The sequence below is a fragment of the Pseudomonas sp. SWRI50 genome (genome assembly GCF_014269095.1).
Taxonomy (GTDB): Bacteria; Pseudomonadota; Gammaproteobacteria; order Pseudomonadales; family Pseudomonadaceae; genus Aquipseudomonas; species Aquipseudomonas kermanshahensis.
The window spans coordinates 51887-69391 of sequence record NZ_JABWRW010000017.1; the positions used below are offsets into that span (position 1 = coordinate 51887).

General features: G+C 63.5%; 18 protein-coding genes. 8 read left to right on the top strand and 10 right to left on the bottom strand.

Going from position 1 to position 17505, the window contains the following annotated elements; genetic code table 11:
- The first annotated feature begins 48 nt into the window (after positions 1-48).
- The 5 genes from ligD to HU750_RS18145 are packed head-to-tail and all read left to right on the top strand — an operon-like array spanning position 49 to position 5600.
- Positions 49-2541 (top strand): DNA ligase D, encoded by a 2493-nt coding sequence (gene ligD / locus HU750_RS18125; RefSeq protein ID WP_186681563.1) that lies wholly within the window; start codon positions 49-51, stop codon positions 2539-2541.
- The gene (locus HU750_RS18130; protein ID WP_186681565.1) at positions 2541-3584 is read left to right on the top strand and encodes an acyl-CoA dehydrogenase family protein; all 1044 of its coding nucleotides are present in this window, start codon (positions 2541-2543) and stop codon (positions 3582-3584) included. Before ligD ends, HU750_RS18130 begins: the two co-directional genes overlap by 1 nt.
- Positions 3581-4330, top strand: coding sequence for a PIG-L deacetylase family protein (locus tag HU750_RS18135; RefSeq protein WP_186681567.1), 750 nt, complete (start codon positions 3581-3583; stop codon positions 4328-4330). The genes HU750_RS18130 and HU750_RS18135 overlap by 4 nt, the downstream gene beginning before the upstream one ends.
- Before the next feature lie 11 nt (positions 4331-4341).
- Positions 4342-4941: a class I SAM-dependent methyltransferase gene (locus HU750_RS18140; protein WP_085272833.1), complete on the top strand. Its 600-nt coding sequence runs from the start codon at positions 4342-4344 to the stop codon at positions 4939-4941.
- Positions 4938-5600, top strand: a complete 663-nt coding sequence (locus HU750_RS18145) for a glycosyltransferase family 2 protein (RefSeq protein WP_186681569.1) — start codon at positions 4938-4940, stop codon at positions 5598-5600. The genes HU750_RS18140 and HU750_RS18145 overlap by 4 nt, the downstream gene beginning before the upstream one ends.
- Positions 5601-5656: 56 nt before the next feature.
- Here the strand turns inward: HU750_RS18145 and ku are convergent, their stop codons facing one another.
- From ku to HU750_RS18190, 9 genes are all read right to left on the bottom strand, one after another.
- Entirely contained in the window at positions 5657-6499 is an 843-nt protein-coding gene (gene ku / locus HU750_RS18150) for a non-homologous end joining protein Ku (RefSeq protein WP_099429364.1), read from the bottom strand.
- A 111-nt stretch (positions 6500-6610) separates the two neighbouring features.
- The gene (locus HU750_RS18155) at positions 6611-7192 is read right to left on the bottom strand and encodes a phosphorylase family protein (RefSeq protein ID WP_027593205.1); all 582 of its coding nucleotides are present in this window, start codon (positions 7190-7192) and stop codon (positions 6611-6613) included.
- 46 nt (positions 7193-7238) lie between these two features.
- Positions 7239-8390 carry a carboxylate-amine ligase gene (locus HU750_RS18160; RefSeq protein WP_186681571.1) on the bottom strand — a complete coding sequence of 384 codons (1152 nt, stop codon included), beginning with the start codon at positions 8388-8390 and terminating at the stop codon, positions 7239-7241.
- 6 nt (positions 8391-8396) lie between these two features.
- Positions 8397-9350: a methyltransferase gene (locus HU750_RS18165; protein WP_186681573.1), complete on the bottom strand. Its 954-nt coding sequence runs from the start codon at positions 9348-9350 to the stop codon at positions 8397-8399.
- Positions 9350-10684 carry an iron-containing redox enzyme family protein gene (locus tag HU750_RS18170; RefSeq protein WP_186681575.1) on the bottom strand — a complete coding sequence of 445 codons (1335 nt, stop codon included), beginning with the start codon at positions 10682-10684 and terminating at the stop codon, positions 9350-9352. Before HU750_RS18170 ends, HU750_RS18165 begins: the two co-directional genes overlap by 1 nt.
- 54 nt (positions 10685-10738) lie before the next feature.
- A complete protein-coding gene (locus tag HU750_RS18175) occupies positions 10739-10921 on the bottom strand; it encodes a con-10 family general stress protein (protein WP_099454107.1) in 183 nt (60 codons plus the stop codon).
- A gap of 160 nt (positions 10922-11081) precedes the next feature.
- Entirely contained in the window at positions 11082-12365 is a 1284-nt protein-coding gene (locus tag HU750_RS18180) for an NTP/NDP exchange transporter (protein WP_186681577.1), read from the bottom strand.
- 4 nt (positions 12366-12369) lie between these two features.
- Positions 12370-13278 carry an aldo/keto reductase gene (locus HU750_RS18185; protein ID WP_186681579.1) on the bottom strand — a complete coding sequence of 303 codons (909 nt, stop codon included), beginning with the start codon at positions 13276-13278 and terminating at the stop codon, positions 12370-12372.
- A gap of 88 nt (positions 13279-13366) precedes the next feature.
- Positions 13367-14248 (bottom strand): Dyp-type peroxidase, encoded by an 882-nt coding sequence (locus tag HU750_RS18190; protein ID WP_186681581.1) that lies wholly within the window; start codon positions 14246-14248, stop codon positions 13367-13369.
- 197 nt (positions 14249-14445) lie between these two features.
- Between HU750_RS18190 and HU750_RS18195 the strand changes: the two genes are divergently transcribed.
- The gene (locus HU750_RS18195) at positions 14446-15345 is read left to right on the top strand and encodes a bile acid:sodium symporter family protein (RefSeq protein WP_027593198.1); all 900 of its coding nucleotides are present in this window, start codon (positions 14446-14448) and stop codon (positions 15343-15345) included.
- A 12-nt stretch (positions 15346-15357) separates the two neighbouring features.
- Here HU750_RS18195 and HU750_RS18200 read toward each other — a convergent pair whose 3' ends face one another.
- Positions 15358-15825: a sterol desaturase family protein gene (locus HU750_RS18200; protein WP_186681583.1), complete on the bottom strand. Its 468-nt coding sequence runs from the start codon at positions 15823-15825 to the stop codon at positions 15358-15360.
- A gap of 414 nt (positions 15826-16239) precedes the next feature.
- On the opposite strand from HU750_RS18200, the gene HU750_RS18205 reads away from it, so the two are divergent.
- Entirely contained in the window at positions 16240-16953 is a 714-nt protein-coding gene (locus HU750_RS18205; RefSeq protein ID WP_099429372.1) for an MgtC/SapB family protein, read from the top strand.
- A 34-nt stretch (positions 16954-16987) separates the two neighbouring features.
- On the top strand, positions 16988-17494 hold the full coding sequence (locus HU750_RS18210) for a GNAT family N-acetyltransferase (protein WP_186681585.1): 507 nt from the start codon (positions 16988-16990) through the stop codon (positions 17492-17494).
- The last annotated feature ends 11 nt before the right edge of the window (positions 17495-17505 follow it).

Below are 17505 nucleotides of genomic sequence, written 5' to 3' on the forward strand. Positions count from 1 at the left end.
GCACCCCCTCCCACCTGAAGAGCCCCCGCGATTCTTCAGGACCCCGCCATGGCCAAGCCCCTGCAGGAATACCAGCGCAAGCGTGACTTCAATGCCACGCCCGAGCCCAGCGGTAAGCGTGGCCGGGGCCGGAAGCCCCATGCCCTGCAGTTCTGCATCCAGAAGCACGACGCCAGCCACCTGCACTACGACTTCCGCCTGGAGCTCGACGGCACGCTCAAGAGCTGGGCGATCCCCAAGGGCCCGTCGCTGGACCCGAAGGTGCGGCGCTTGGCCGTGCATGTGGAGGATCACCCACTGGACTACGCCGATTTCGAGGGCAATATCCCCGAAGGCCATTACGGCGCGGGCGATGTGATCGTCTGGGACCGTGGCATCTGGGAGCCTGAAGGTGATGCGCAGCAGGCCTACGCCAAGGGCAAGCTGCGCTTTCGCCTGCAAGGCGAGAAGCTCAACGGCGTCTGGAACCTGTTCCGCACCCACCTGGCGGGCAAGAAAGAGCAATGGATGCTAGTCAAATCGCACGATGGCGAAGCCCGTAGCGAGGCCGATTACAGCATCGTCGAGGCCCAGCCCGACAGCGTGCTCAGCGAGCGCACCCTGGTCCCCAGGCGTAGCAAGCCTGCCGAAAAAGCGGCGCCGCGTACCCGCAAACGCAAGGCAGGCGCACAGAAGGCCCCGTTACCCGACACGCTGCAACCGCAACTGGCGACGCTGGTCGACTCGCCACCCGCCGGCGACTGGTTGTACGAGGTCAAGTTCGATGGCTACCGGATTCTCGCGCGCATCGACGGCGATGACGTGCGTCTTTTTACCCGCAATGGCCACGACTGGACCGCCAAGCTGCCCCATCAGCGAGAGGCACTGCGCACGCTGGGCCTCGACTCGGCATGGTTGGACGGAGAAATGGTGGTCAATGACGAACACGGTGTGGCCGACTTCCAGGCCCTGCAGAACGCGTTCGATGTCGAGGACGATCAGCACATTCTCTACTACCTGTTCGACCTGCCCTTCCTGGGCGGCGAGGACTTACGCCAGTTACCGCTGCAAGCGCGGCGCAAAACCCTGCAGCAGTTGCTTGAACAGGCCGACGCGCAGTGGCTGAGGTTTTCCGAAGGTTTCGATCAACCGGTCGACTCCCTGCTCGACAGCGCCTGCCGCATGAACCTGGAAGGCCTGATCGGCAAGCGCGCCGACAGCCCTTACACCGGGCGCCGCAGCGCCGACTGGGTCAAGCTCAAGTGCCAGCAACGCCAGGAGTTCGTGATTGTCGGCTACACCGACCCCAAGGGCAGCCGCAGCGCTTTTGGCGCCTTGCTGCTGGCCGTGCACGACGACAGCGGCGCGCTGCGCTACGCCGGCAAAGTCGGTACAGGGTTCAGTGCTGCCACCCTGGAAACCATTCATGCGCGACTCAAACCGTTGGAAACCCCCAAGCCGATGCTGAGCAAGCCACCGACCGGCGCCGAAGTCCGGGGGGTGCACTGGCTCAAGCCGACGCTGCTGGCCGAAGTCGCCTATGCACAGATGACCCGAGACGGCGTGGTGCGCCATGCGGTGTTCCACGGCCTGCGTGATGACAAACCTGCGACCGCGATCGACCTGGAGCACGCCATGCCTGGCAAGTCCGTGGCCAAAACCAAGGCTCAACACAAGCCCGAGGCGTTGGGCGAATTGCGCCTGACCCACCCTGACCGCGTCATCGACGCCACCCGCGCCACCACCAAACGCCAAGTCGCCGAATACTATGCGCAGGTGAGCCAATGGATCCTGCCCCAGCTGAAAAACCGCCCCGTGGCGCTGGTACGCGCGCCCGATGGCCTCGGTGGCGAGTTGTTCTTCCAGAAAAACGCTGGCCAGCTGCACATCCCCAACGTGGTCAGCTACGACAAGAAACAGGCCGGCCAGGCCGCCATGGTCATCAACCGCGCCGATACTCTGCTGGGCGCGGTGCAGATGAACATGCTCGAACTGCACACCTGGAACGCCACCGACAAGGACTTCGACAAACCGGACCGCTTCGTGCTCGACCTGGACCCGGACCCGGCGCTGCCCTGGAAAGCCATGCTGGAGGCCACGCAGCTGACCTTGACCCTGCTCGACGAACTTGGCCTGAAGGTGTTTCTGAAGACCAGTGGTGGCAAGGGCATTCACATTGTCGTGCCGCTGACCCGAAAAGCGGGCTGGGACGAGGTGAAGGACTTCAGCCATGCGATCGTCGAGTACCTGGCCAACCTGTTCCCTGATCGCCTCAGCGCCGTGTCGGGGCCAAAGAACCGGGTCGGGCGCATCTTCATCGACTATCTGCGCAATGGCAAAGGCGCCACCACCGCCTGTGCCTATTCCTTGCGCGCCCGGGAGGGCCTGCCGGTGTCCGTGCCGATCTGGCGTGAAGAGCTGGCCCAGCTCAAGGGTGCCAACCAATGGCACATCGGTAACCTGCACGAGCGCCTGGCCGAGGTGGACGACCCCTGGGCCGACATGGGCAAGACCCGTCAATCGATCACTGCGCGCATGCGCAAACAGCTAGGGCTGGGCTGATGAGCATCATTCAGGACTTTGATTTGAATACCCTCGACCGCCTGTTGCGCAGCTTCACCGAAAGGCCGCAGGCACTGAACCTCGATACCCAACTGCCGGCGCTGATGCAGGCGCTGCAGGCCGACCACCTTGACCTGCTGCCCCTGCCCGGCCAGGGCAACACGCTGCGCCGCTGGCAGAGCCTGGCCCGCATTGCCGGTTGTGACATGGCCTTGGCCAAGCTCTACGAAGGCCACACCGATGCCTTGGCGATCCTGGCCGAATGTGGTGCCGCGCACCATGCGCAGGACGGCATTTGGGGTGTATGGGCGGCGGAACCGCCAGATGCCCGCGCACGTATCGTCGAGCGCCAGGGCGAGCAGGTGCGGCTTTCGGGCCGCAAGGCGTGGTGCTCGGGCGCCTTGCAAATCGACCGCGCCCTGATCACGGCATGGGGTGAAGACGACCAACCGCAGCTGGTGGCCATAGCGCTGTCGCACCCCAGCCAAGGCTTGCGTATCGAACAGTGGCAGGCGGTCGGCATGGCCATTACCGCGAGCGTCGAGGTCGAGTTCAACCATACCCCTGGTATTGCCATCGGCCGGCCCGGGCAGTACCTCTCCAGACCCGGCTTTTGGCACGGGGGTGGTGGCATCGCGGCGTGCTGGTACGGCGGCGCCGAGGCCCTGGCGGACTACCTGCGCGAACACTGTCGCAACCCGCGGCCAGACCCGCACGCCGACGCGCACTTGGGGGCTGTGGACGCCGCCTTGTGCGGTGCCAGGGCGGCGCTGCGCGAGTGTGCGGGCTGGATCGACCGCCAGCCGGGCGCAGACGCCTGTTTCGAAGTACGGCGTACCCGCGCACAGGTCGAACAGGCCGTCGAGCACGTGATCCATCACGTGGGGCGCGCCTTGGGCGCCTCGCCGTTTTGCCGCAGCAGCCACTTTGCCCGGTTGAGTGCCGACTTGCCGGTGTTCCTGCGCCAGAGCCACGCCGAGCGTGACCTGGCCGCCCTCGGACAGCAGCTGGCTACCCTGCCGGCAGGAGCCTGGCAACTATGAATTTGATCGAGTCGAGTAGCGGTACCCCCTGGTCGGCCTGGCAGCACGCCGCGCACCTGGCCAGGGCCACCTGGATCGACCCAGGGCAACTGTGCCCGCCTGGCCGCCGGCTTGTACTGATCGCCCCGCACCCGGATGACGAAATTCTCATGGCGGGTGGTTTGCTGGCAGGCTTTCATGGGCGCGAGGACGACCTGGTGTTGGTCTCTGCTACCGATGGCGAAGGCAGCCACCCAGGCTCCAGCCACTGGACCGAGCACCGCCTGCGCAGGCAGCGGCCGCTGGAGAGCCGCCACGCCCTGCAACAGCTCGAACTTGACCTCAACCGGCTGGACTGGCGCAGGCTGCACCTGAAGGACGGCGCGCTGCCGCGGGACGAGGCGTTTCTAGTCAACCACCTGAGCCAGTTGCTCAAGCCTGACGACGTGCTGATGGCCACCTGGCGCAACGACGGCCACTGCGACCACGAGGCGGTGGGCAGGGCCGCCGCGCAAGCGGCAATGGCGCGCAAGGTGCAATTGGTGGAGGTGCCGGTCTGGGCCTGGCACTGGGCGCAACCTGACGACCCTCGCCTGCCCTGGCCACGGGCTCATCGCGTGCAGCTGGATGAAACCCGCCTGGCCCGCAAGCGCAAGGCCTTGGCCGCACACATCAGCCAACTCGAGCCAGATGAAGGCCAACCGCCCGTGCTGCCAGCGAACTTGCAGGAGTGCCTGCTACAGCCTTTCGAATTGGTGTTCTTGTAAAGGGAGTTGTCATGAGCCTCGACGCACAGTATTTCGCCGACCTGTACGCCAGCAGCGAAGACCCTTGGGCCTTTCGCACCCGCTGGTACGAAAAGCGCAAACGCGAGCTGGTCATGGCCAGCCTGCCCCGCCAATGCTATGAGCGCGTGTTCGAGCCTGCGTGCGCCAATGGCGAGCTGAGTGCCTTGCTGGCCGAGCGGTGTGCAGACTTGTTGTGCCAGGACTTGAACCCAACTGCCGTAGGCCTCGCGCGGGAACGCTTGGCCGGGGTCAGCCACGCCTCGGTCGAACTCGGCAGGCTTCCGGGTGATTGGCCCGGTGGGCGCTTTGACCTGATCGTGCTGAGTGAGCTGGGTTACTACCTTGATCCCACCGATTGGTTGCAAGTGATCGAACAGTCAGCCGCCAGCCTCAGCGACGACGGCGGCCTGCTGGCCTGCCACTGGAAACACCCGATCGCGGGCTGCCCCCAGGACGGGCGTGAAGTGCATCGCATGCTGGGCAAGCATCTGCCGCTGTACCCCGTCTATCGCCATGAAGAAGCGGACTTTCTGCTCGAATACTGGTCCTGCCAGCCCAGCGTGGTCGACCTCGACGAGACCTGCCCATGATTGCCGTGGTCATACCCGCGCACAACGAAGCGCGCCGCCTGGGTCGTTGCCTCAAGTCCGTGCGGGCGGCTGCAGACCAGGCTGAGTTGGCGGGCTATCAGGTCGAAATACTGGTGGTACTGGACCGCTGCAGCGATGATAGCGCGGCGGTTGCCAGGCGGCACCAGGTGCAGACACTGGAAGTGCACGCAGGCAATGTTGGCATGGCGCGCAGTGCCGGCGCGGCACAGATGATCGAACAGGGCGCCAGCTGGCTGGCCTGTACCGATGCCGACAGCCAGGTGCCGCCGCATTGGTTGCTGTCGCAACTGGCGTGTGGTGCGGACGTGGTCTGTGGCACCGTGCATGTGGAGCGCTGGCAGCCCAGGCAGAATGCCGCGTTGCGCCGGTTGTACCTGAGCCATTATCAGGCGCGAGAGGGGCACCGGCATATCCATGGCGCCAACCTTGGGGTCAGTGCACAGGCGTATTTGCGTATCGGGGGGTTCCAGCCGTTGCCGGCCCATGAAGACGTACAACTGGTGCGCGACCTGGAGGCGCACGGTGCGCAGATCTCCTGGACGGCACGGCACAGCGTGGCGACCAGCAGCCGACGCGACAGCCGCGCCCGGGAAGGGTTTGGGGATTTTCTGGCAGGCCTTGAAGCCTCCCCCTCCTGAGTCGCAGGCTTATAGCGCTCCCACAGGAGTGGGCTGCCGATACATAGATGGAAAGATCAAGAAGCCTTCCGGGTCCGCTTGGCAGGCTTCTTCTTGCCAGTAGCCCCACCCTTGCCCCCCAAACTGCGCTTGAGCAACTCGGTAAGGTCGATGATGTCGGCACTTTTCTCTGCACTGCCGCCCTCGCCCTTCTCGACCACGCTGATCTTGCCTTTACTGGCCTTCTCTTCCACCAGGTCCATGATCGTCTGGCGAAACGCATCGTGGTATTCATCCGGCTGCCACGGCCCGCTCATGTCCTCCACCAGCCGCTTGGCCATGTCCAGTTCACGCTTGTCTACCTTGGTGTCGGTCACGCTCTTGTCCAGTTCCAGCGTCTCCAGCCCTCGCACTTCCTCTGGCCAGCGCAAGGTGATCATCACCAGTGCATCGTCCAGCGGGCGCAGCAGCGTCAGGTGCTGACGGGTATGCAACACCACCGTGGCCAAGGCCACCTTGCCGGTACTCGCCAGGGTCTCGCGCAGCAGCGCGTAAACCTTGCCGCCACGGCGGTCGGGGGCCAGGTAATACGGGGTATCGAAGTGCTGAAGGGGGATTTCACCGGCATCGACGAACGAGAAAATATCAATGGTCTGGGTCGCTTCTGGCCGGGCCGTGCGGATCTCCTCCTCGCTGATCACCACATAGCGGCCTTTTTCATACTCCACACCTTTGACGATGTGCTCCTTGTCGATTTCCTTGCCTGTGACCTTGTTGACCCGCTTGTACCCGACCGGCTCCATGCTGCGTTTGTCGAGCCAGTCGAAATCCACCCGCTCGGTGCGCACCGCGGTATTGAGCGAGACAGGGATGTGCACCAGCCCAAAGCTGATCGCGCCTTTCCAGATTGCCCTAGCCATCGTTAATCACCTCCCGCCAGGCCCCGCGTCTATCGGGGCTTCTACTGGAAGTGACTGCGGCGCGCCTGGAAGGTTTAGTCAGGCTGCCCTGCGGCGGGCAGCGCCGTTGGATTAGCTGAACAGCACACGCTTGAAGGCTTCGGCGGCCAAGTGAACCTGCACCGACCAGTCGTCTGCCGCGTCGCTGCCGGCATCGTCTGAAATGTACTTGAGGCACACGAACGGAATGCCTTCGTCACGGGCGATCAGGGCCAGCACATAGGCTTCCATGTCGACGATATCGTAAGGTGCCTCGCCGTGACTGACTTCGAAACTGTCACCACTGCCGCAGGTACCCAGGGCAAGCCCGGGGATTTCCTCGCCGTGTTCCAGCAGCACCGGGATGTCAGACAGCGGCGTCTCGTACCGGGCAAAGCCCAATGGCGTGACGTCCATGTCGCGCTGCACGAAACGGGTACAGCACACCACCTCGCCCTTGCCATAGCGTTGGCTGCCGGCAGAGCCCAGGTTGACGATCAACTTGGGCTTGCGCTGGGCAATGGCCTTGGTCAGTGCGATGGCGGCATTGACCTTGCCGATGCCGGTGAACACGGTGTTCACATCGGCAAACACAGTGCCCGCCTCTGCCTCGAGGGCGAAGACAAAAAGCGTGTCGGTCGGGGTGATCTGGGGAAATTGCTTGATCAGCATCATGGCGCAGGACGTTCCGAGTGGCTGCAAAGGGCGCGGCCATTTTCGGTCAACCCTGTGTAATTGCAACCCCAGCCGTTGGCAATCCGGCGTGTCCTTGCGTCACCACTTGCTCGACCACGGCCTGTAAAGCGTGTGCTGCGCTTTGCCCATCGGCTTGGGCGCGCTCCAGGCAGTGCAATTGCCGGTCCGCGCTGGTGCCCTCGCGCAGAATGCCGTGGGCATGCAGGAAGGCGCTTTCGGCGTCGACAGTGTCGACCGGAAACTGGCCCTGCAACTGCCCAAGCCAGCCTTGCGCCGTGACCGGCTGCTGCGCATCGGCACCGATGAATTGGCCATGGCGCCCATAGCGCATGGCTCGCCAGTAGTTTTCCTGTGCGACCCAGCGCAGCTCGCGATTGAAGGGGCTACGTTCATGCCTTGGCTGCAGGCTGTGCTCGACCAAGTGGCGAAACACGCCGGCAATGCTCAATGCGTCCTCAAGGCAAGGGCAACCATCGCAGATACGTAACTCGACTGTCGGAAAGCGCTGCGAAGGCCTGATCGCCCACCAGAAATCACCCTTTTCTGCCAGTGAGCCGGTCCTTTGCAGCAAGGCTCGGTAGCGCTCGTAGGCGGGCCAATCCGCTAATGGCTCTGGCAACCCCATGTGGGGCCACTCGCCACAAATGACCCGCCGGTAGCTCATGTAGCCGGTCGCCTGGCCCAGCCATAAGGGTGACGATGTGCTGAGCACGAGTAGCAACGGCAACCAGGGCACCAGGCGATTGATCAGTTGCATGCGATCGCAGTCAGCCGGTACGCCTACGTGCACGTGCAAACCGTTGAGCAGGCTGCGCCGTGCCACATGCCGGTAGTCGTCGAACAGCTGGCGGTAGTGTGCCGAGGCTGCCGGCTTATGCCGTAACCAAGGTGCATTGGGGTGGCTGGCTGCGCCATACAGGCCCATACCCTGCGCCGCCAGTACGTCGGTCAGCCGCTGCCGCGCATGCACGAAGAATTCCCGTGCCTGGTACAGGTTAACGAACACCGGTGAGGCGACTTCTATCTGGCAGCGGAACATCTCTTGGGCAAAGTACGGCCCCAATACCTCTCGGCAGTGCCTGGCCAGGCTCGACGCTGGCAACGTTGGGACCTTGCCGGTGGCAAGGTCCACCAACAGGTATTCCTCTTCGAGGCCAAACGTGCAAGGCCGGAGCATGCTGGTTCAGCCGTCGCGGGTAACAGTAAGCGCTACGGCGGCTATGCGCTCGACGTGTTCATAGCCGGGTTCGGCCAGTTGCTCGCCGAACACATCAGGGTCGATTTCCCGGTAGACCCAAGACCACGCCTGGCCCGCCAAGCGCAAACGAACAGCCTCAAGCAGCGGGTCGCGGCCTTCGACGATCGCCACACCGGTATACAACAACAAGGTGCCCCGAGGGCTCAGGCGCTCCAGAGCCTGTTCGATGATACGCAGCGACAGCGCTTCGCCCAGCGCCCCACCGCCGTGGCGGTAGGTGCGCGCGCTGAGGTCCAGCATGTAAGGGGGATTGGCGACGATCAAGTCGAATCGCCCGCTTAGGCCGTCGAGCAGGTCACTGGCCGCCACCGACACGTTGTTGATACCCGCCAAGGCGGCATTGATGGTGGTGTAGCGTAACGCAAGCGGGTTGATGTCGACCGCGCTGACCTGCGCATGCTGAGCGGCGCGCGCGATGATCAACGCGCCCACGCCGGTACCGCAACCGATGTCGACCGCATGCTCCACCCGACACGGGCTGTGCCGCAGGTGATCGTGGATGACCTGGGCAAAGCGGTAGCTGTCGGGGCCGAAGAATACTGCGTCGCAGGCGTGGGTCGGGTAAGCCGAATGGACCAGCAGCAGGTCATCCAGCGTGGACCAGCGCACCGAGCTGGCCATCAGCCCGCCGTGGTGCTCCAGCACTTGCGCGCGCTTCAACGGGGCTAATTGGTCGGCAGGCATCTGCGAAGGCGCAAACGGTCGGCTCCAGCCGAACACGTCGCGCACGTTCGTCGCCTGCCTGGCGTCATCGCGGGCATTGTTGCGGGCATGGGTGGCCGGGCTGACGCAGGTAAAGCGGTAGCCGTCGGCACGCAGGCGCTGGCCCAGTTGCAGCAGTGCCTGGTCTGCCTGGGACAGGTCTGTTTCAAGCAGCATCAATGGCATCCTTCTTGAGCCAGGCCGGTTGCACGGACGAAAGCTTGAGTGGCCAGCAACCCCTCAGGCAATGCATGACGATTGCCGGCCATGCGCTCTACCAGGGTATCCAGCGAGGCCGTCTGCTGGTTGAAATCGGGCAGGCTCTCACCTGGCAAACCCGTGTCCCAACTGCCCGGCATCACGCGTCGCGTGCTGGCTTGCCAGCTGTCAGCGATCCAGTCATGCCACAACTGCTTTTCGTACGCGGTGAATACCCCGAACATGGGCGCAGTAGGCCCATCGATCAGTGCCCACCAGCGGCTGTGCACTGGGTTTTCTCCACGCCGAATCCAGCCTTGGGCCTGCAGCGCATCGACGAAAGCTGGCATGGTGCCCGGTTCTGCCAACCATTGATTGATGGTGCGCTTTTGCAAGCGGCAGTGGTCGGAGTGCATGTATTGACCATACTGGCGCTTGCGCTCCAGGGCAGCGAACAACTGCGCCTGCAGGTCGAATTCACCGATCAGGGTGGCCGCTGGCGTACCGAGTTCGTTAAGCCTGTAACCGCGTCGCACCCGTTGATAGAAGGTCTGCGGATCTTCTGCCGGGCACAGCTGTTGTAAAGCCTGGATAGACAGATGAGCATGGCCACTGGCAGCGTTATCAATGGTCACATGCAGTTGGAAGTAGTGGCCATCGATACCCAGCTCTGCCAATTCATACGTGGTAATCAGCAGGTGCAGTGGCGGCTGCTCATAGCCCAGGTTATAACCCAGTACTTCGGGTAAAAAAGCGTCACCGTGCGCGCCAAGGGCGAGCTGCACGGCGCCCTGCAGATAGCGACTGTCATCCAGATGTGACGGTTCCAGGCAGCCAAGACGGCTCAGTAGCCGTTGGTAGATCAACACGTGGTTACAACGCGGATCGCCATTGCCCAGCTCTTCAAGGTAAGTGCGGATCAGCCCGTGGTAACGCGGGTCCTGCCAATGCTGGAGGGTGCCGTGCAGCCACGCCCCATCCACGGCTTTGGTCGGCGCGATTTGTTGCAGAAACCACAACGCATGGGCGCGGTTGCTGAAATACCGGCGTGCTCCCCCTTCGCGTCGCTGCTGTAAGTATTCGGCATAGGCTTTGGCAACCTCGGCGGCATGCTGCGCGCTCCAGGCAGGGAGCTGTGAGGGGCTGGGCGGAAGGTCGTCGGGGTGCTGCTCGACGCGGGTGATCTGTTCATCAAGCCACACAGCGCTTGTGCCGTCGTGACCTTGCAAAAGGCTCTGGTACCTGTGCTGCAGGCTATGGCTTGCGGTCATAGACCTTTCATGTATAGCGGTCTTGCGGGTCAGCACCGTCATGCCGTGTTCCTCTGAATGCAGTGCCAGGTCGCCCCGGCACTGCGTATTCCTCAGTTACGAACGGCCGCCTTTACGGCTGGTGTCGTTGGGCATGTTGCCGCCCGAAGACTGACCGCCTTTGCGTCCGGCTTCAGAAGCCTTCTCGCGGTCGTTGGCGAAGTTGCCTGGGTTCTTGCTGCCGCCTTGGCTGCCTTCCTTGCCCTGGGTGCCGGTGCGGCTGTTCTCTTTGTTAGCCATGGTCGTGAAACCTCATATGACTTCAGGAAGCACGGCGTTTTGCCGTACATAGCTTCGGAGTTCGGCGATATCGAGGGATTCGTTTTATTGCGAGAGGTTCGGACCGGTGGCATTAAATAAGCAGTGGTTGCTTATTTGGCGCGCCAAGCGCTCCGGCGCTTTACTCAGCGCCGGACGGGTCCAGCTTGACTTGGCAACGGCCCAGCCAGCCGCCTGTTGCCGCCCAGCCCAACGCAATGGCCGCGCCAATCAGCATCGCCAGTTGCGGGTGCTCCCCCAGCACATCCAATGCCCGCTTGAGCCAACCGCTGAGGGCGTCACCGCCGCGGTAGACCACAGTGTCGATGAAGTTCTTGGCTTTGTACTTGTCTTCTGCCGACAACACGGTGAAGAGCATCTCCCGCCCCGGCCGGACGAGCGCATATTCACCGGCCCGACGCACCACCATCACCACCACGAAGGCGGCGAACACTGGGGCCACTGCCAGCCAGACAAAGCCTGCGGCCATCATCAACGGCACCGCCACCAGCAATACGCCCACGCCCATCCTTTTCGCCAGGCGCCCGGTCAGAAACACCTGCGTGAGTATCGCCAAGGCCTGGACAACGGTGTCGATCAGGCCGAACACTTGAGTTTGCCGGGTACGGTCGGTGAAGGTTTCGCTGACAATACGCGCCTGTTCGAAGTACAGGAACGTGCTGACACTGGCCAGCAGCACCACGAACAGCGCGATGCCCAACAAATAAGGAGAGCGCAGCACGGCAGTAGCCCCCGCGAACGGGTTGCCACCCAACGGCTTGGACGTCGAGCGCTGCAGATGGGCCGGCAGCGGATGACGGTCTCGCCAGCGCTGCAAAAACAGGGCAGCGCCGGTGCTGCCTAGCAGAAATAGCCCGGCCAGTACCAGCAGGCCTTCATGCCCCAGCGGGCCCACCAGCAAGGTACCCAGGATCGGCCCGCAGAGGCCGCCCAGGCTGGCACCCGCTGCCAGCAGGCCAAACAACCGTTTGCCTTGTTCGGTGGCAAACAGGTCCGCGAGCACGCTCCAGGCCAGTGAAATGGTCAGCAAGTTGAACACCGACAGCCAGATATAGAACGCGCGCGCAGTCCATACATCGTCCGGGGCCTGGGCAAACAGCACCGCGAACAGCAACAGGTTGCTGGTGAAGAACCCGTAGGTCCAGGGCAGGATTTGCCGCCGCCTCACCTTGGATGCCAGCCAGCCGAACAGCGGCAGGCATGCCAGGGTGGCGACGAAGGTGCCGGTGAACAGCCACTGCAGGTTATCCACGCCACCGGCCACACCCATGGTCTCGCGCACCGGGCGCAGCATGAAGTAGCCGGTGAACAGCAAGTAGAACAACAACAGGCCGGCAACCACCGCCGGCCCTTCGCCCGGTTGTATGTTCAGCCCTTGGTCCAGACGCCGCCGCCAGCCTTGCATGGTGTCAGCCGAACTGTTCGATCAGCGCCTGTTGCTGCGCCTGGCTGAGCAATGGCGTATGCCCGGCCTTGAGCTGATCGAGCTGGCGATCAGGGCGGCTGGTGGCGGGAATGACCGTGGTCACTGCCGGGTGGCTGATGGCGAACTTCAGAAACAGCTGTGCCCAGCTGCCGATGCCCACTTCTGACGCCCAGCCAGGCAACGGTTGGTCCTTGACCCGGGCAAACAGCCGGCCGTCATCGAACGCCCGGTTGATCAGCACCGCGACGCCCTTGTCTTGGCACAATGGCAGCAGCTCACGCGCGGCCTGTGGGGCGTTGACCGAGTAGTTGATTTGAATGAAGTCGAGCGGTTCGCTACGTACGATCCTGGCCACTTCATCCTGGCCGCTGTTCAGGTAATGGGTGATGCCGACGTAGCGGGTCTTGCCCTGCTGCTTGAGTTCGCGGGCGTAGGGCAGTTGGGTCTGCCAATCGCGCAGGTTGTGGATCTGCAGCAGGTCGACCTTGTCGGTGCGCAAGCTGCGCAGGCTGCTTTGCCACTGCGCTTGTGCGTCGGCCTGGCTGTCGGCGGCGATCTTGGTGGCTAAAAAACACTGCTTGTGCCAGCCGCCCTCTTCCAGCAACTGGCCCAGAATGCTGTCGGCCCCCCCGTAGTTGGGCGAGGTGTCGATGACCCTGCCGCCACCTTCGAAGAAGGCCTTGAGCACCGCGCCGAGCTGCTGGTACTGAGGCGAGCCGGCCTCGACCTCGAAACTGCCAGAGGTACCGGCACCGATGACCGGCAAGGCCTCGCCGGTGGAAGGGATAGTGCGCGTCAGCAGGCCACTCGCCGCCCCTGCGTGCAGCCAAGGGCTTGCGGCCAGCAACCCCAAGGCTGCACCGGCGCGTAGGACATCACGACGTGCATACATGGAAAAGCCCCCGTCATGAACCGGAAACTTTCAAGGCTAGCCGCTCTACCCCGCCTCGGCGAGTGATTCTGTATCTGGATGTTAGCGATCAGGCCTGCAACAGCAGGCGCAGGTCCAGGCCGGTTTCACCCATCGGCGGGCACCAGTAATAACCACCGGTCAGTGGCCGGCTGAAACGGTAGAGGCCGTCGATGATGCCGTCTTCCAGGCCGCTCATGCGCCGCAGTTGCACTTCGAAGGCATCGAAGCTGTGGCCCAGCGCCACGAAGGCAAGGCCAGCACCACGGGCGTCAGCCCAGGCGACCGAGCGACGGACCATGAACGCCTCAGGTTCGAAGCTTTCCTGGGCGGTGCGTTTGACGTGCGCGGACGCCGGGGCGTCGTCAAGCTCTTCGTTGTCGCTGAGGCGGCGGCCGATGATGTTGTCCTGGTCCGCCTGGGGCAGCGACTTGAAGTACTCCAAGTCATGCTTCCACAGTTGGAACGCGGCAAAGCTGGAACCGTTGAGGCCAGGGGGCGCGTCGTCAACGATGGCGGCTTGCACGGCGTCTTCGTCCACCGGGTTCTCGGTGCCGTCTTCATAGCCGGTCAGGTCGTGGCCACCCCGGTGCAAAAAGCCATCGACGCTGTCTGCCAGGCGCAACGCCGGTGCCAGCGCGTGTTCCAGGGCCTGGGCCCGCAGCAGCAGGTCGCCACGCTCGTTACCCCGCAGCCACAGCCACAAGGCGTGCTGGGTGCTGGGGTTCTCCACGGCGGCGTCCAGCAGCGGGAAGGCACGCAAACCCGGCACGTCACGGCCCAGGGCCTTGGCCAAGGGCGCGCCGACGCCCAGGATCAACTGTTGGCCGTCGACCTGCGGCAGCAAGGCGTCGAGTGCGGCGGGCAGCGCTTCGGGCGAGTGCAGCGTGAAGAACAGGTGGCGGGCATGGGCCGGCACCGGCGTGGCAAGCAGACCTTGCTGAAACGGCATGACAGGCTAATCCTCGGTAAAAGCGCGCATGCTACTGCGCCGGGACGCCCATCGCAACGCGGCATGCAGACGCTGCGCACGGTGCACTCGGTAACAAAAGGTTACCAAGAGGTGGCGCTTTGCAATTAGCTATCAATGCAGTGCCACCTACACTCCTCGGAATCCTTTGTGCGACTCCCTGATCCGAGAGCCCCTTCATGACTGCCTCGCCCCTGCTCACCGCATTTCTGCCCCTGGCCCTGGGCATCATCATGCTCGGCCTCGGGCTGTCGCTGACCCTGGCCGATTTCGCCCGTGTGGTGAAATACCCCAAGCCTGTGGTGATTGGCCTGGTCTGCCAGATCCTGTTGCTGCCGCTGGTGTGCTTCCTGATCGCCAACGGCTTTGGCCTGGAGTCCGCCCTGGCGGTGGGGCTGATGCTGCTGGCGGCCTCGCCGGGGGGGACCACGGCCAATCTGTTCAGCCACCTGGCCCACGGCGATGTGGCATTGAACATCACCTTGACGGCGGTCAACTCGTTGATTGCGATCCTCACCATGCCGCTGCTGGTGAACCTGTCGCTAGGCTGGTTCATGGCCTCGGACCAGGCCATCCCGCTGCAGTTTGCCAAGGTGTTGCAGGTGTTCGCGATTGTCCTCCTGCCGGTGGCGCTGGGCATGTTGATCCGCCACTTTGCCCCGCGCTTTGCCGCACGCATGGAAAAACCGATGAAGCTGGTGGCGGCACTGTTTCTGGCCTTCACCATCATCCTCGCGCTGGCCAAGGACTGGCAGACGGTGGTCGAGTACGCCCCCGTGGTAGGCCTGGCTGCCCTGTTGTTCAACGTACTGAGCCTGGCCGTAGGCTACTGGGTGCCCCGGCTGTTGAAGATTCCCAAGCGCCAGGCCATCGCCATCGGCATGGAAATCGGCATCCACAACGGTACCCTGGCGATCGCGCTGGCCTTGAGCCCTTCGTTGCTGAACAACGCCACCATGGCGGTGCCGGCGGCGCTGTACAGCCTGATCATGTTCTTCACGGCGGCAGGGTTTGGCTGGTGGGTGAGCCGCGGGCACGTGGCAGAAACCGTTGAGGCTGAGGGCAACGCGGTCAACTGAGCGCCGTGACGGTCAGGGCCGCTCGCGTCGGTCGCGCAACTGGCGCTTGAGCACTGCAAGGGGCGGAGCGTAGAAAAAGCCGAACGACACGCTGCCTTGCCGGCCTTTGACCGCATGGTGAAGCCGATGGGCACGATGCAGGCGCTTGAGGTAGCGGCTGACTGGCCGCGGTTTTTTGGGCCAGTGACGATGAAAGAAGCCGTCGTGAGCCAGCACATACAACAGGCCGTACCCCGCCACGCCCCCACCCACCCACTGCAAGGGGGCGTACCCGGCTTTACCCAGCGCCACCAGGCCCGCGGCGATCAGCCCCAGCGCAAGCAGGTAAACATCATTGGTCTCGAGCATGCCCAGGTGTGGCTCATGGTGCGAGCGGTGCAGCCACCAGCCCCAGCCATGCATGATGTACTTGTGCGCCAGTGTGCCGACACCCTCCATGGCCACCAGTGTGCCGAGCAGCACGGCGAGATTGAACAGCATGTAACGGGTCCGGGTGATCGCAAGGGAAGGCGCAAGGTTACCGACTACCCGCCTATTTTTCCATGCAGGCGTGACGGGCTGTAGGCACTTTCCTGATGAAGCCCTTGTCATGTTTTTACCCTTGACCTCGCCTATCTCGGGGCGTAAGGTCCGCGACGCAATTTCGCATCCCCAAACAGGAGTCCTGCATTGGACAGTAGCCCCAGTCGCTTGCGACAGGCCCACTTGGCGAGCTAGTCCGGCAGTGCCCTGCCACTGTCTCGCCGTCATGGCTTGATGGTGGATTTCTTCAGCCCCCGTGGCTGCAGCTTCCTCTTTTCTTCCCTTCTGTGGTCCTGCGCATTTTCTGGTTATTCAACCACGCCAACACCAGATGGCGTTCATGCGGGCGTGTGCCCGTGGAAGAGGTTTGCTATGGATTGGAAAGTCTTTCTGCTGCGTGTCAGCATCGCCCTGCTGCTGGGTGCCCTGATCGGCGCCGAGCGTCAACTGCGTCAACGCCTCACTGGCTTGCGTACCAATGCGCTGGTCAGTACCGGCGCTTGCCTTTTCGTACTGATGACCCAGGCTGTGCCGGGCATGGCCCCCAACGACGCCTCGCGCGTCGCCGCTTATGTGGTGTCGGGGATCGGCTTTCTCGGGGGCGGCGTGATCATGCGCGACGGTTTCAACGTGCGCGGCCTGAACACTGCCGCCACGCTGTGGTGCACGGCCGCCGTTGGCGTATTGTGCAGCCTTGGGCTGCTGCTGGAAGCGACACTGGGCAGCCTGGCCGTGTTGTGCGCCAACATCCTGCTGCGCGACATCGCCCAGCGCCTGGACCGCCAGGACATCGTCCCGGCCACTGAAGTGGAGCAACGCTTCGAAGTGCGTGTTGTGTGCCGTGCCGAGGATGAAATCCAGGTTCGCAGCCTGATGCTGCACAGCCTGGGCGACCCGGAGCTGCGCCTGCAATCGCTGCACAGCGAGGACCTGCCCAACCCGGCGCGCCTCGAAGTACGCGCCGAACTGCTGGGCAACCCGCAGGCACCGGCGCAGCTGGAACGGCTGGTCAGCCGGGTGAGCCTGGAAAAAGGTGTAAGCTCGGTGCGCTGGCAGTTGCAGCCACAAGAGGTGGCGGCAGACTGACGCCCACCCATCCCACGGTTTGCAGGACCCGACTGTGCATATACGCCCTACCCTCACCCGCGACATCCCCTGGCTGGCCGAGGTCGAGCGTTCAGCCGCCCAGGCCTTCGCCCAACTGCCGGCGCTGGCGTGGCTGGCACAAGGCGATGTGCTGGACAGCACAGCGCATCAAGGATTCGTCGATGCAGGCGCAAGCTGGCTGGCGGAGGGTGACGCCGGGCAGATCCTAGGCTTTGTGTGCGCACGGCGGGAGCAACAGGCATTGCACATTCATGAAGTTTCCGTGCGCCGGGAGGCTCAAGGGCAAGGGATCGGGCGCCTGCTGCTGAATCAACTGGTTGACGCGGCGCAAGCCGCCGGCGTTCGAGAACTGACCTTGACCACCTTTGTCGACGTGCCCTGGAATGCACCTTTCTATGCACGCTATGGGTTCGAGGCTATTGATGAAGGCCTGTTGTGCACGCGGCTGCGGGATATTCTGGCCAACGAGCATGCCCATGGGCTTGTCGGGCGTTGTGCAATGCGCATGAGCATCGATTGAACAGCGCCTGC